This window comes from Pseudomonas extremorientalis, assembly GCF_001870465.1.
GTDB classification, from domain to species: domain Bacteria; phylum Pseudomonadota; class Gammaproteobacteria; order Pseudomonadales; family Pseudomonadaceae; genus Aquipseudomonas; species Aquipseudomonas extremorientalis.
The window spans coordinates 111,441-125,864 of the sequence record NZ_MDGK01000031.1; the positions used below are offsets into that span (position 1 = coordinate 111,441).

The 14,424-nt window shown below is 62.0% G+C and carries 14 protein-coding genes; 7 read left to right on the forward strand and 7 right to left on the reverse strand.

Annotation, left to right across the window (positions count from 1 at the left end; all coding sequences use genetic code 11):
- Positions 1-139 precede the first annotated feature (139 nt).
- From BFN10_RS12325 to BFN10_RS12345, 5 genes are all read left to right on the forward strand, one after another.
- Complete coding sequence (locus tag BFN10_RS12325; protein WP_071489893.1) at positions 140-1,297, forward strand: D-alanyl-D-alanine carboxypeptidase family protein; 1,158 nt, start codon at positions 140-142, stop codon at positions 1,295-1,297.
- Positions 1,298-1,381: 84 nt separating this feature from the next.
- Entirely contained in the window at positions 1,382-1,663 is a 282-nt protein-coding gene (locus BFN10_RS12330) for a DUF493 domain-containing protein (RefSeq protein ID WP_071489894.1), read from the forward strand.
- A complete protein-coding gene (gene lipB, locus BFN10_RS12335) occupies positions 1,663-2,310 on the forward strand; it encodes a lipoyl(octanoyl) transferase LipB (protein WP_071489895.1) in 648 nt (215 codons plus the stop codon). The genes BFN10_RS12330 and lipB overlap by 1 nt, the downstream gene beginning before the upstream one ends.
- A gap of 26 nt (positions 2,311-2,336) precedes the next feature.
- Positions 2,337-3,338 (forward strand): lipoyl synthase, encoded by a 1,002-nt coding sequence (gene lipA / locus BFN10_RS12340; protein WP_162276411.1) that lies wholly within the window; start codon positions 2,337-2,339, stop codon positions 3,336-3,338.
- Positions 3,339-3,486: 148 nt separating this feature from the next.
- Positions 3,487-4,407, forward strand: coding sequence for a S66 peptidase family protein (locus BFN10_RS12345; RefSeq protein WP_071489897.1), 921 nt, complete (start codon positions 3,487-3,489; stop codon positions 4,405-4,407).
- 110 nt (positions 4,408-4,517) lie between these two features.
- Here BFN10_RS12345 and BFN10_RS12350 read toward each other — a convergent pair whose 3' ends face one another.
- The 5 genes from BFN10_RS12350 to leuS all read right to left on the reverse strand — a co-directional run bounded on the left by BFN10_RS12350 (position 4,518) and on the right by leuS (position 10,530).
- Positions 4,518-5,843 carry a lytic murein transglycosylase gene (locus tag BFN10_RS12350; RefSeq protein WP_071489898.1) on the reverse strand — a complete coding sequence of 442 codons (1,326 nt, stop codon included), beginning with the start codon at positions 5,841-5,843 and terminating at the stop codon, positions 4,518-4,520.
- 61 nt (positions 5,844-5,904) lie between these two features.
- Positions 5,905-6,069, reverse strand: coding sequence for an alternative ribosome rescue factor ArfA (gene arfA, locus BFN10_RS12355; protein WP_071489899.1), 165 nt, complete (start codon positions 6,067-6,069; stop codon positions 5,905-5,907).
- 83 nt (positions 6,070-6,152) lie between these two features.
- Positions 6,153-7,190: a DNA polymerase III subunit delta gene (holA, locus tag BFN10_RS12360; protein WP_058427766.1), complete on the reverse strand. Its 1,038-nt coding sequence runs from the start codon at positions 7,188-7,190 to the stop codon at positions 6,153-6,155.
- A gap of 39 nt (positions 7,191-7,229) precedes the next feature.
- The gene (locus BFN10_RS12365; protein WP_071489900.1) at positions 7,230-7,835 is read right to left on the reverse strand and encodes an LPS-assembly lipoprotein LptE; all 606 of its coding nucleotides are present in this window, start codon (positions 7,833-7,835) and stop codon (positions 7,230-7,232) included.
- An 88-nt stretch (positions 7,836-7,923) separates the two neighbouring features.
- Positions 7,924-10,530 carry a leucine--tRNA ligase gene (gene leuS / locus BFN10_RS12370; RefSeq protein WP_071489901.1) on the reverse strand — a complete coding sequence of 869 codons (2,607 nt, stop codon included), beginning with the start codon at positions 10,528-10,530 and terminating at the stop codon, positions 7,924-7,926.
- A gap of 261 nt (positions 10,531-10,791) precedes the next feature.
- Between leuS and BFN10_RS12375 the strand changes: the two genes are divergently transcribed.
- Positions 10,792-11,109, forward strand: a complete 318-nt coding sequence (locus tag BFN10_RS12375) for a hypothetical protein (RefSeq protein ID WP_071489902.1) — start codon at positions 10,792-10,794, stop codon at positions 11,107-11,109.
- A gap of 98 nt (positions 11,110-11,207) precedes the next feature.
- Positions 11,208-11,969: a YdcF family protein gene (locus BFN10_RS12380; protein ID WP_071489903.1), complete on the forward strand. Its 762-nt coding sequence runs from the start codon at positions 11,208-11,210 to the stop codon at positions 11,967-11,969.
- A gap of 62 nt (positions 11,970-12,031) precedes the next feature.
- On the opposite strand, the gene lnt is transcribed toward BFN10_RS12380, so the two are convergent.
- The gene (gene lnt, locus BFN10_RS12385; RefSeq protein WP_071489904.1) at positions 12,032-13,555 is read right to left on the reverse strand and encodes an apolipoprotein N-acyltransferase; all 1,524 of its coding nucleotides are present in this window, start codon (positions 13,553-13,555) and stop codon (positions 12,032-12,034) included.
- An 8-nt stretch (positions 13,556-13,563) separates the two neighbouring features.
- Positions 13,564-14,403 (reverse strand): HlyC/CorC family transporter, encoded by an 840-nt coding sequence (locus BFN10_RS12390; protein WP_010206772.1) that lies wholly within the window; start codon positions 14,401-14,403, stop codon positions 13,564-13,566.
- Between the last annotated feature and the right edge of the window lie 21 nt (positions 14,404-14,424).

Sequence of the window (14,424 nt, forward strand, 5' to 3'; positions counted from 1 at the left end):
TGGTTGTTGGCTCGTTGAACAATAAAAACCCGGGGGCAAGGGGTGAGCGGGCAACCGAACACGTGACAGTCTGGTAGCGGGCTGTCTGAATAAGTTTTGCCCGCGAGGGCAAGTTTCCATAAGCAATTTCGAGAGACGGATGAACATCACCACCTTAGCCAAACGCACGTGCCTGCTTCTTTCGCTGATCATCACCCCGGCCGCCTGGGCGGTTGAAATGGTGCCGGCTTCCCCGCAACTGGCTGCCAAGGCCTGGGTCCTCATGGATGCCGCCAGCGGCAACGTGCTGGTCGAGAACAACGGTGACCAGCGCCTGCCACCGGCCAGCCTGACCAAACTGATGACCGCCTACATCGCGACCCTGGAAATCCGTCGCGGCCAGATCGGCGAGAACGACCCGGTTACCGTCAGTGAAAACGCCTGGCGTACCGGCGGTTCGCGGATGTTCATCAAGGTGGGTTCGCAGGTGACTGTGAGCGACCTGCTGCACGGCATCATCATCCAGTCCGGTAACGACGCCAGCGTCGCCCTGGCCGAGCACATCGCCGGCAGCGAAGACGCGTTCGCCGACATGATGAACAAAACCGTGGCCGACCTGGGCATGACCAACAGCCACTTCATGAACCCGACCGGCCTGCCGAACCCGGAGCACTACTCGTCGGCGCACGACATGGCGATCCTGGCGCGCGCGATCATTCGTGTCGACCCGGTGCACTACGCGATCTACTCCCAGAAGGAGTTCTTCTGGAACAACATCAAGCAGCCTAACCGCAACCTGCTGCTGTGGCGCGACAAGACCGTCGACGGTCTGAAAACCGGCCACACCGAAGAAGCCGGCTACTGCATGGTGTCGTCCGCTGTGCGCGACGGCCAACGCCTGATCGCCGTAGTCTTCGGCACCAACAGCGAGCAGGCCCGTGCGGCCGAGACGCAGAAACTGCTGACCTACGGTTTCCGTTTCTTCGAAACCCAGACCTTCTACCAGAAGGGTACTGAGCTGGCGACCGCGCCGGTGTGGAAGGGCGCTACCTCCCAAGTCAAGGCCGGCCTGGCTGAAGACCTGACCCTGACCATGCCTAAAGGCCAGCTGAAGAAGCTGGCTGCCAGCATGACCATGAACCCGCAACTGGTTGCGCCCATCGCCAAGGGCGACGTGATCGGTAAAGTCGAAGTGAAGCTGGACGACAAGGTGGTGCACAGCGCCGACCTGATCGCCCTGGACGCCGTCGACGAAGGTGGTATCTTCCGCCGCGTGTGGGATAGCATCCGTCTATTCTTCTACAGCCTGTTCAACTGATTGTGTGCACCTGCAAAGCCCCGTGTTGATCCGACGCGGGGCTTTGCCCGTCGCCACGGCTTACGCTTACGAGGCCGTTACGCCATGACCGATAAAGAAGCAGAAGTAAAGGCGCCCAAGATCGAATTCCCAGTGACGGATTATCCCGTCAAGGTGATCAGCGATACCGGCGTGGGCCGTAAGGACACGATTCTCGCGATCGTTCGCAAATACGCGACGATCAATGACAACCGCGTGGACGAGCGTCAAAGCTCCACCGGCAAATACACCACGATCCAGTTGCACATCGTTGCGACGGATCAGGACCAGCTCTACAACATCAACAGCGAACTGCGGGCCACCGGCTTCGTGCACATGGTGCTGTGATGTCACAGGTTCTGGGCTTTCGCGAGCTCGGCCGGATGGACTACGAGCCCGTCTGGCACGCCATGCAGCGCTTCACTAATGAGCGCGGCACGTCGGCCCCCGATGAGATCTGGCTGGTGGAACACCCGCCCGTGTTCACCCAGGGCCAGGCCGGCAAGGCCGAACATCTGCTGCTGCCGGGGGAAATTCCGGTGGTGCAGGTCGACCGAGGTGGCCAAGTGACTTACCATGGGCCCGGCCAACTCGTGGCTTATTTGCTGCTGGATGTGCGCAAGCTGGGGTTTGGCGTGCGCGACCTGGTCAGCCGCATGGAGGCTTGCCTGATCGAGCTGCTGGCCAGTTACGGAGTGACTGCTGCGGCCAAGCCGGATGCGCCGGGTGTGTACGTTGACGGCGCGAAGATCGCCTCCCTGGGGCTGCGGATCCGCCACGGTTGCTCTTTTCATGGCCTGGCCCTGAACGTGGACATGGACCTGGCACCGTTCCGGCGGATCAACCCGTGTGGCTATGCCGGGTTGGCGATGACGCAACTGAGCGACCACGCCACACCGATTAAATTTGCCGAGGTAAGTGCCCGGCTGCGTGCGCAGCTCGTCAAACACCTCGACTATGCTGAGCAGACGACCCTTACGGGCGGAATCGACTGATTATGACTACTGATGCAGTGCAAACCATGATCCCGACGGTGGACGTTACCGAACGCCCAGCCCCGGTCCCGCGTGCCAAGGTAGAAGCCGGCGTCAAGCTGCGCGGCGCCGAGAAGGTTGCACGCATCCCGGTGAAGATCATTCCGACCACCGAACTGCCGAAGAAACCCGACTGGATCCGCGTGCGCATCCCGGTTTCGCCGGAAGTCGACCGTATCAAGGCGCTGCTGCGCAAACACAAGCTGCACAGCGTCTGCGAAGAGGCCTCCTGCCCGAACCTGGGCGAGTGCTTCTCCGGCGGCACCGCCACCTTCATGATCATGGGTGACATCTGCACCCGTCGTTGCCCGTTCTGCGACGTTGGCCACGGCCGTCCGAAGCCACTGGACGTCAACGAGCCGGAAAGCCTGGCCATCGCCATCGCCGACCTGCGCCTCAAGTACGTGGTGATCACCTCGGTAGACCGCGACGACCTGCGTGACGGCGGTGCGCAGCACTTTGCCGACTGCATCCGCGAAATCCGCAAGCTGTCGCCGAACGTGATGCTCGAAACCCTGGTGCCGGACTACCGCGGTCGCATGGACGTGGCGCTGGAAATCACCGCAGCCGAGCCGCCGGATGTGTTCAACCACAACCTGGAAACCGTGCCACGCCTGTACAAGGCCGCGCGTCCGGGTTCGGACTACCAGTGGTCGCTGACCCTGCTGCAGAAATTCAAGCAGATGATGCCGCACATCCCGACCAAGTCCGGCTTGATGCTGGGCCTGGGCGAGACCGACGAAGAAGTCATCGAAGTCATGAAGCGCATGCGCGAACACGACATCGACATGCTGACCCTCGGCCAGTACCTCCAACCGTCCCGCAGCCACTTGCCGGTGCAGCGTTTCGTGCACCCGGACACCTTCGCCTGGTTCGCCGAGGAAGGCTACAAGATGGGCTTCAAGAACGTGGCGTCTGGCCCGCTGGTGCGTTCTTCGTACCATGCGGACGAGCAGGCCAAGCTGGTCAAGGCAAGCCTGGTTTCCTGATAGCGCTGTGAGCGGCACCGCAGGTTAATGTGGGAGGGGGCTTGCCCCCGATAGCGGACTGTCAGTCAGCACTTCTGATACTGATACACCGCCATCGGGGACAAGCCCCCTCCCACAGTTGTTTCGCGTTAGCCAAGGAGAGTCGTGGATGACCGCTGCAGTACCTGCCCTCCGTAGCGAAGGCACCATCGCCCTGATCGCCCCCGCCGGCCCCGCCACCCTGGACGTTGAAAGAGCCGGCCAATGGATGCGCACCCGCGGCTACGACCTGCGCATCTTCCCGGGTGTCTATGAACGCGACGGCTACCTCGCCGGCGGCGATAAAACCCGCCTCAACGACCTGCACAAAGCTTTCGCCGACCCTGAAATCGACGCCATCTTCTGCCTGCGTGGCGGCTACGGCACGCCGCGCCTGCTCGATAGCCTGGACTTCGACCTGCTACGCGCCAATGCCAAACCCTTCGTGGGTTACAGCGACATCACCGCGCTGCACCTGGCAATCAGCCGTTACGCCGGCTTCGTGACCTTCCATGGGCCGATGCTCAACGCCGATCTCTTGGGCGACAAGCAACCACCTACCGAGTCTTCATTGTTCAGCATGCTGCGCGGCCAGTTGGGCGCTGGTAGCGAGTTAATGCACCCCGTGGCGTACCCGCTGACCACAATCGAGCCTGGCATTGCCTGTGGACGCTTGCTGGGTGGCAATCTGTCGATGATCGCGGCAGTCATGGGCACATCCTTTGAGATCGACGCAGATGGCATCATCCTGTTGATCGAGGACGTCAACGAGCCGATCTACCGTATCGACCGCCTGCTGACGCACCTGCGCCTGGCGGGCAAGCTGGAGCAGGTCGCCGGCGTGCTGGTAGGGGACGTGGCGGGTGTAGATCAGGGTGCGCTGGAGCGCTTGCTCAAGCAGACCTTCGAGCCATTGCGCATCCCGGTGTTGTCCGGTTGGCGCAGTGGGCATTGCGACCCGAACCTGACGTTGCCGATGGGCGCATTGGTGCGGTTGGATGCGGGGGAGCAGCGGGTGGTGTTGGAGCAGGATGTAGTGCTCAAAGCCTGAGTTTTTGTGGCCTGTCAGGCGTCATCGGGGCAAGCCCCCTCCCACAATGGAATGCTGTTGGAATGTGGGAGGGGGCTTGCCCCCGATAGCGATAGCCGCCATAGGCAGATCTATCGATTCTGCAACGACTCCAGCAGCTTCACCGTCGGATACCCATCCGCCGGCCAGCCCAAGGCCTGCTGCGCCGCACGAATCGCCTTGCGCGTATTGGCGCCGATAATCCCATCCGGGTTGCCCGCGTCATAGCCGTTGGCACTCAAGGCCGTCTGCAAGTCGATGCGCTGCGAGCGGCTCAATGGCAGCTCATCCTTCGGCCAATCGCCACGAATCACTCCACCGCCACCAAAGCGTTCCGACAACAAGCCAACCGCCAGTGCATAGGACGAAGAGTTGTTGTACTTGAGGATCGCACGGAAGTTATCCAGCACCAGGAACGCCGGGCCACGGTAGCCGGCCGGCAACAGCAGCGCAGCGGAGAGTTGGTCGACGTTGGGCGGCATGCTTGCGCCTGGCGGCAGTTGGATACCCAGTTTCAGCCATTCTGCGACCGTCTTGCGGATGCCGCCATCGGCCAGGGCGTAATCGAAGTTCGCCGGCAGTTGTTTCACTTCGAAACCCCACGGTTGGCCTTTCTGCCAGCCGGAGCTCTGCAGGTAGTGTGCGGTGGAGGCGAGGGCGTCTGACGGGCTGTTCCAGATATCGCGGCGACCGTCGCCATCGAAGTCGACGGCGTGGGTGTTGTAGGTGGTCGGGATAAATTGGGTCTGGCCCATGGCGCCGGCCCAGGAGCCTTTCATCTGGTCGGCCTGGATATCGCCGTGCTGGATGATCTGCAGCGCCGCCAGCAATTGCGCCTGGGCAAATGCCGGGCGGCGGCCTTCGTAGGCCAGGGTCGCCAGCGAGCGGATCACCGAGTTGTTGCCCTGGAACTGGCCGAAGTTACTTTCCATGCCCCATACCGACACCAGCGCCTGGCGGTCGACGCCATAACGTTGTTCGATGCTTTGCAGGATGTCGGCGTACTTGACCAGCAACGCCTGGCCGTTGCGCACGCGCACGGGCGACAGGGCACCGTCGAGGTATTCCCACACCGGGCGGGAAAACTCCGGCTGGCTGCGGTCGGCGCGGATCACCGCCATGTCGGGGGTAACGTTGGCGAATGCGTTGTCGAACACGGCGGCGGTGATGCCGGCCTGCAGGGCTTGCACGCGGAAGGCCGCCTGCCATTCGGCGAAGGTCTGGGTCGGCTGGATATCAAGATTATCCACAGCCAGCGGGGCCACGACAGCGGGCGCAACCGCAGGGGCGGTCTGGAGCTTGGGCAGCGGTTGAGCGTCGGCGGCGGTGGGTTTCTCCGCACAGGCGACGAGCAGGATGAGGCTGGAGGCAGCGATCAGTTGGCGAAAGTGCCAACGACGGGAAAGACTAGAGGGCATGCACAGGTCCAGGGATTGCAAATCAGGTGCAGACCTTATCATGCCAGAGGGCTGCTTGCCTTCAGGCAGCCAGAAAGTAAGAAGCCTCCCAGCTTTTAGACTGGAAGGCTTCGCGGCGGTAGCTGCCTTTGCCCTTGCCGGCGCGTTCCTGACGGCTACGGAACAGTGGCTGGGCGATGATGGATTTGGCCTTGTTGGGGCCATGCTTGGATGGCTTTTTGCTCATGGTCGTTACTCTCGTTGGGTGGTTGAAACGGTGCAAATCATCTGCCGATGTTGCGCCGCTGTAAAGCCCTTCGAGAGGTAGGACTATTCTGCCGGCAATGTCAGGCGCTGGCCGGCCATCAACAATGATAAACGGCTCAGGCTCATCCACGGCGAACCCGCCGCCTGGCCCTTGATCTGCGCGTCGATGCGTTGCGCTTCCAGCAGCAATTGCGCCCAGCGTTGCGCCGAGTGCCGCTGCAGTGCTTTGCTCATCAAGGGTTTGCGCTTGTCCCACACCGGTGGCTTGGCCTGGCTGAAGCATTTGTCCAGCGGCGTACCCTGGCTATATTGCAGGGCAATATTGGCCAGCACCCGCAGTTCCCGGGCCAGGGCCCAGAGAATCACCGGCGGTTCCACACCTTCGCCGCGCAGGCCTTCGAGCATGCGCAGGGCGTGGGCGGGCTCACCGTTGAGGATCGCATCCACCAGCCCGAACACATCAAAGCGTGCACTGTCAGCCACGGCGCCCTGGACGGTCTCGACGGTAATCTGCCCGTCTTCGGCCATCAGCTTGAGCTTTTCGATCTCCTGGGCAGCGGCCAGCAAATTGCCTTCAACCCGGGCGGCGATCAACTCCACTGCGTCCTGGGTCGCCGACAGTCCCGACTGCGACAGCCGCTGGCGAATCCATTGCGGCAACTGGCTGCTGTCCACCGGCCAGATCTGGATGAACTGGGTCTGCGCCCCTTCCACCAGAGCCTTGCCCCACTTGGTTTTCTGCGCGCTGCCATCAAGCTTGGGCAGGCTGATCAACAGCACGGTGTCTTCGGCGGGGCGCGAGCAGTATTCCATCAGGGCGGCCGCGCCTTTGTCGCCAGGCTTGCCCGAAGGCAGGCGCAGTTCCAGCAGGCGCTTCTCGGCAAACAGTGACATGCTCGCACCGGCCTGCAGCAGCGTGCCCCAGTCGAAGCTGGCGTCGGCGCTGAAGACCTGGCGTTCGTCGAAACCTTGCTGGCGTGCCGCCGTGCGAATGGCGTCGGCGGCTTCCTGACACAGCAGCGGATCATCACCGCTGACAATGTAGACAGGCGCAAGGCCACCTTGCAGGTGTTTGGCGAGTTGGGCGGGGGCGAGCTTCATAGGCGGGGTAAACGGGGCGCTTGGGGCGCCCCGTCCGGCTTACTCGACAGGGACTTCAACAGGCGACTGTTTCGGTGTGTTGTCTTCGTACTCTTGGGCGGCTTTCAGCGCGTCGGCGTCAGCCTTGGCCTTGTTGTCAGCTTGTTGCTGCAAGGCTTCCAGCTGCTGTGGCGTCAGGAACTGCAGGCGAACCATCATGCGCTGGATCAGTTCCCGGCGCATTTCCTTGCGCACCTGGACAACTTCCGAGTCCGAACCCACCAAGTTGTTGCCGTCGTGGCTGACAACCTTCTGCACCTGAACCTTGTCGCCCATCAACGGCTGATTATTCAGGCCTTGCACTTCAAAATTGAGCACCGTGCTCAGCTCGATATCCGACGCACGGCCGGCGCTGGCGTAGCTCAGGCTGCGCTGGGTTTCTTTCTCATCCACCAGCACCAGTTTGTAGGTCGCGCCGGTGTAGACGTGCACGCCGCTGTTTTCCAGGACCTGACGCAGTTGCACCACAGTATCGCCGTAAGCATTGCGGGCGCTGACGTCCAGTTCCTTGATCGCCAGTTGATTGGTGCCGGTGCCGCGTAGTTGGAAGCCGCAAGCGCTCAGCAGCACGGCAAGGCCCATCACCAGCAAATTGCGTTTGATCATTTTGTTGCTCCCCTTGAAACCATGTGGGCCTTATAGAGGCCCTGAAGGCTTTGTTCGACGCAGGGCCCAAGCCCTGCGCCCGATCCGATTAGCTCGCGACGATATTGACCAGTTTGCCAGGCACCACGATCACTTTGCGAATCGTCAGGCCTTCGGTAAAGCGCAGCACGTTTTCGTTGACGCGGGCAGCCGCTTCAACGTCTTCGCGGCTGGCGGTGGCTGGCATGTCGATCTGACCACGCAGTTTACCGTTGACCTGGATCACCAGTTGCAGCGTGTCCTGTACCAGGGCGCTGTCATCCTGCACCGGCCAGCGCGCATCGATGACGGCGTCGCTGTGGCCCAGGCGGTTCCACAGGTCGTGGCTGATGTGCGGCGTGATCGGCGCCAGCAGCAGGGTGACCGTTTCCAGGCCTTCCTGTACCAGTGCACGATCCTGCTCAGTCACTTGTGGGGCTTTTTCCAGCACGTTCATCAGCGTCATCACCTGGGCGATAGCGGTGTTGAACTTGTGGTTCTGGCCCACATCCTGGCTGGCTTGCTTGATGGCCAGGTGGGTGCTGCGGCGAATGAGTTTCTGCTCGTCGCTCAAGGCGGCCACGTCCAGTTTGCCCGGCAGGCCCTGGCTGATGTGAGCGTGCGCCAGGCGCCAGACGCGCTTGAGGAAACGGTGCGAGCCTTCGACGCCGGAGTCGGACCATTCGGCGCTCATGTCAGGCGGCGATGCGAACATCATGAACAGGCGGCAGGTGTCCGCGCCGAACTGATCGATCATCGACTGCGGGTCAACGCCATTGTTCTTGGACTTGGCCATCTTCTCGGTGCCGCCGATTTCCACCGGCAGGCCGTCGGCGATCAGCTTGGCGCTGACGACCTTGGCTTTGCTGTCGCGCTCAAGCTCGACGTCGGCCGGGTTGAACCAGGTATAAGCGCCGTTGGCTTCGCGGCGATAGTAAGTCTCGGCGACCACCATGCCTTGTGTCAGCAGGTTCTTGAACGGTTCATCGGAACTCACCAGGCCTTCGTCACGCATCAGCTTGTGGAAGAAGCGCGCGTACAACAGGTGAAGGATGGCGTGTTCGATACCGCCGATATACTGGTCAACCGGCAACCAGTGGTCGGCCGCGGATTTCTCTACCAGGCCGCCTTCATAGTGCGGCGAGGCGTAGCGGGCGTAGTACCACGAGGACTCCACGAAGGTGTCCATGGTGTCGGTTTCACGTTTGGCAGGCGCGCCGCATTTCGGGCAACTGCACTCGTAGAATTCGGGCATGCGCGCCAATGGCGAACCGGCGCCGTCCGGCACCACGTCTTCAGGCAGGACGACCGGCAGTTGGTCTTCCGGTACTGGCACGTCGCCACAGCTTTCGCAGTGGATGATCGGGATCGGGCAGCCCCAGTAGCGCTGGCGGCTGATGCCCCAGTCGCGCAGGCGGAACTGGGTGCGCGAGGCACCGAGGTTTTTCTTGATCAGGGCGACTTCAATGGCGTCGAAGGCGCCCTGGAAGTCCAGGCCATCAAACTCGCCGGAATTGATCAGCTCACCGTGCTCGCCGTAGGCGTCCTGCCACGGGGCCGGGTTGGTGTCGCCCGAGCTGGTACGCACCACGGACTTGATCGGCAGGCTGTACTTGGTGGCGAATTCGAAATCGCGCTCGTCGTGAGCCGGCACAGCCATGACAGCGCCATCGCCGTAGTGCATCAGCACGTAGTTGGCCACCCACACCGGCAGCTTTTCACCGGTAAGTGGGTGCTCGACGAACAGGCCGGTCGGCAGGCCTTTTTTCTCCTGGGTAGCGACGTCGGCCTCGGCCACGCTACCGCCTTTGCATTCGGCGATGAACGCCTGCAACTCAGGGTTGTTCTGTGCAGCCTGGGTGGCCAGCGGGTGTTCGGCGGCCACGGCGACGTAGGTCGCGCCCATCAGGGTGTCCGGGCGGGTGGTGAAGACTTTCAGTGCGCCCGCTTCGCCGATCGAGTCGACGTTGTACGGGAACTGCACTTCCATGCCCTTGGATTTGCCGATCCAGTTGCGTTGCATGGTCTTGACCTGCTCCGGCCAGCCCGGCAGGTCGTCGAGGCTCGACAACAGTTCATCCGCGTAGGCGGTGATCTTGAAGTAGTACATCGGGATTTCGCGCTTTTCGATCAGCGCGCCGGAGCGCCAGCCGCGACCGTCGATCACTTGCTCGTTGGCAAGGACGGTCTGGTCGATCGGGTCCCAGTTCACGGTGCCGTTTTTTTTGTAGATCACACCTTTTTCGAACAGGCGCGTGAACAGCCATTGTTCCCAGCGGTAGTAATCCGGCTTGCAGGTGGTGACTTCGCGGGACCAGTCCACCGCCAGGCCCAGGCTGCGCAGCTGGGTCTTCATGTAGGCGATGTTTTCGTAGGTCCACTTGGCGGGGGCCACGTTGTTTTTCATCGCGGCGTTTTCCGCCGGCATGCCGAAGGCGTCCCAACCCATGGGTTGCAGGACGTTCTTGCCTTGCATGCGCTGGTAACGGGAAATCACGTCGCCGATGGTGTAGTTACGCACGTGCCCCATGTGTAGTTTGCCGCTGGGGTAAGGGAACATCGATAGGCAGTAGTAAGTCTCCTTGCCTGGCTGTTCACTGACTTCAAAGGACTTGTGCTCGTCCCAGAAGGTTTGGGCGGCATTTTCTATTTCACGGGGCTGATATTGTTCGTGCATGGCTACTTTTGAACTGAATAGGGGTGGCCTAATCCTCTTCGGTGCAACATTCAGGTTGATCGACACCAAAAAGCGGCGCGTCCGTGCCCAAACCCTGCGGGAAGTGGAGTTACAGGAAGCGCCGTAGCATACATGACCCCACTCTATCGAGGGAAACCCTGATTGCTCTGGCAGGGCCGTCTGTCGCGGCGCCGGGCAGGCGCAGCCACGGGGGCTACGCTGTTTATTGGGGAGCAAGTCTTTCTTCAATGAGGTGAGGGGATGGTTGAATCGCAGCGAATCGTAACGAAACCGGAAATCTACGAAGGACTGATCGACCGATTGGGTCGTGCATTGGATGCAGCGAGGACAGCGGGCCGATTGCGTGATGAACGGCCTGTGGAGTTGGAACTGCGCGGTTTGACCCGCGCGGAGCTGGAACTGATCAAGGCTTATCTGGAACGGAATGGGCGCGGTGCGCCTCCTCTGGTGGCAACCCCGCCACCCAAGGAGGCCACGCACTCTGCCAAGGTGGTGTGGCTCAAGGACTTGTCGGTCGGTCGCGGCCCGGAAAAACGCCGCTTCGTACGCTACAAGTAGTTCACTCCCCCAGAGCAACACCTTCGCGTCATGTCACGGTAAAGATTGTCGCTAAACCCCGTTACACCTTAGGCTTCGGGCATCTTTGGAGATGCCCGATGCCTATTCGTTACTTCATCAAACAACTGCTCCTGCCGCCCGGCATTCTTTTGCTGTTGCTGGCCCTTGCCTGGTGGTTTCGGCGCAGCCGGCCACGCTTGGCGGGTTGCTGCTTTGCGCTGGGGTTTGGCGGTATGTGGCTGATCAGCCTGCCGGTGATGGTGGAGTGGGGCGCGCGAGCCCTGGAGACCGAGCCGCCGTTGGCGCGGGAAGACTGGTCGACGCTGGCGCAGCGCGCCGATGCGATTGTGGTGTTGGGCTCCGGGCGGGAGCGCGGGGACCCGGCCTGGGGCACCGATCAGCCGACGGGGACCGGCCTGGAGCGCCAGCGCTATGCCGCACGATTGGCCAAGGCCTCCGGGCTGCCGGTGCTGACTACCGGCGGCCTGCATTACGGCACACCACCCAGCGAGGCGGAACTGATGGCGGTATCGATGCAGGATGACTTCGGCGTGACAGTGCGCTGGAAGGAAGAACGCAGCCGAACCACCTGGGAAAACGCGCAGATGAGCGCGGAAATTCTCTTGCCCGAAGGCATCAAGCGCGTGGTGGTGGTGACCCAGGCCTGGCACATGCCGCGTTCGGTGTGGAGCTTCGAGAAGGCCGGTTTCACCGTGGTGCCTGCGCCGGTGGGCTTCCTGGGCGTGGATAACGCCCGGCCACTGGGTGGCTGGATGCCCGAGTTCGTATCAGTGTGGCGCAGCGGGCAGTTGATCAACGAAGCGGTGGGGCAGCTGGGTTATCGGTTGTTCTATCGATAACACGGCAGATCAACATCTGGGAGGGGGGCAAGCCCCCTTCCACATTGGTTATGGGGTGTCTGTCAGACGGTTTTGGACATGCGGCCCGCCAGCAGCGCCCAACCGAACAGCCCCAGGCACAGGATAATCAACGGCCACGAACGCCATTGCAGGTACGGCGTGAGGTTGTGCATCGGCACCACTTCGCCGTAGAGAATGCCGCGTTCGAATTGCGGGATCTGCGCCGTGATCTGTCCAAACGGGTTGATCAGGCCGGTCACGCCATTGTTGGTGGCGCGGATCATCCAGCGCCCGGCTTCCAGCGCGCGCATCTGCGCCATTTGCAGGTGCTGCAACGGGCCGATGGAGCGGCCGAACCAGGTGTCGTTGCTGATGGTCAGCAGCAGATCGCTCTGGGCCGACAGGCCGGCGGCGAATTCCGGGTACACCACTTCGTAGCAAATGAACGGCGCAATCTGATAACCCTTGGCCTGCAGCATCGCCTGATCAGAGGGACCGCGGGCGAAGTCCGACATCGGTAGATCAAAAAAGGCAATCAGGCCACGCAACATGTCCTGCAGCGGCACGTATTCACCGAACGGCACCAGCTTCTGCTTGAGGTAGGTACCGTCGCCTTCGCCGACCACGGTGATGCCATTGAAGTAGCGCTTCTGGTGGTGCACTTCCTGGCGAATCGGTACCCCGGTGATCAGCGCGGTGTGCCGGTCGGCGGCGAACTTGCCCATCATGCCCAGGTAGCCTTCGACAGACTCCTTGAGCACCGGCACCGCCGTTTCCGGCCATACCAGCAAGTCGACACGCTTGGAGCTGAAGCTCATGTCGCGATACAGCGCCAGCTGCGCGTTGAGCTGCTCCGGGTCCCACTTCATGCTCTGTTCGACGTTGCCCTGGATGGCGGCCACGCTCAGCGGCGCGCCGGACGGACTGGTCCAGGCGTGATGCTTGAGTGCCAGGCCGATCGCCCAGGGTGCTACCAGCAATACCAGGCCGGCACCGATAAAGGCGTTGCGCTTGCCGGCCAGCAGGCGCGGCAGGTTGCACAGCAGCGCGGCGGTGAGTGCCAGGGCAAAGGAGATCAGCCACATCCCGCCCAGCGGCGCGAGGCCGGTGAGCGGGCCATCGAGTTGGCTGTACCCGGAATACAACCATGGGAAACCGGTGAGGAACCAGCCGCGAAATGCTTCCTGGCCCACCCACAACGCCGCGAAGGTCAGGGCATCGGCCAGCGGCGCTTCGTTGCGACGCAACCAGCGCGCCCACAGCCAGGCGGGCAGGGCGAAGAACCAGGCGATGGCAGCGGTGAACAGCAGCATCAGGAACCCCGCCAGCAACACCGAAGCGCCTCCGAAGTGGTGGATGCTGTAGTAGATCCAGCTGGTGCCGGCGCCGAACAGGCCGAAGCCGAAACACCAGCCACGGCCCAGGGCCTGGCGTGGGCTCAGTTCCCGCAGCCCGATATAGAACAGGCCGACCGCCACCAGCGCAAAAGGCCACAGGTCGAACGGCGCCAGCGCCAGGGTGGTGATGGCGCCGGCCACCACGGCCAGCAAATTACCGGGCCAGCCGGGGCGGGTTAGGCGCTGCATGTCATTCCTTAGCGGGCAATTGGTGTCAGGCGGATCAGATGGATGCGACGGCTGTCGGCATTCAGGATGCGGAAGCGATACGCGCCGATCTCGGTGGTTTCGTTACGCTTGGGCAGGTGCCCGAACGCACTCATCACCAGGCCGCCCACGGTGTCGAACTCGTCATCGGAGAATTCGCTGTCGAAGAACTCGTTGAAGTTCTCGATCGGCGTCAGCGCCTTGATCAGGAAGTCACCGCTGGGCAGTGGCTTGATGTAGCTGTCTTCTTCCACGTCGTGTTCGTCTTCGATATCGCCGACGATCTGTTCCAGCACGTCTTCAATCGTCACCAGGCCAGCGACGCCGCCGTATTCGTCGATCACAATGGCCATGTGATTGTGGTTGGCGCGGAATTCGCGCAGCAACACATTCAGGCGCTTGGATTCAGGCACGAAGGTGGCCGGACGCAGCAAGTCCTTGATATTGAAGCTGTCGCCGTTTTCCTTGAGGATCAGCGGCAGCAGGTCCTTGGCCAGCAGGACGCCCATGACATCGTCATGGCTTTCACCGATCACCGGGTAGCGCGAGTGCGCCGAGTCGATCACGGCCGGGAGGAACTCCCGTGGGGTCTGGGTCGCCTTGATGCTGATCATCTGCGAGCGCGGGACCATGATGTCCCGTACTTGCAGGTCAGCCACCTGGATGGCGCCCTCGACAATGGCCAGCGCTTCGCTGTCCAGCAACTTGTTCTGATGGGCCTCGCGCAGCAGCTCCAAGAGCTCCTGGCGGTTTTTCGGCTCGTGGGCAAAAGCCTGGGTCAGTTTACCCAGCCATGACTTCTGCCCGTTGCTCGATCGGTCTTCGCTCATAGCGATTACTCTGAATCCTTT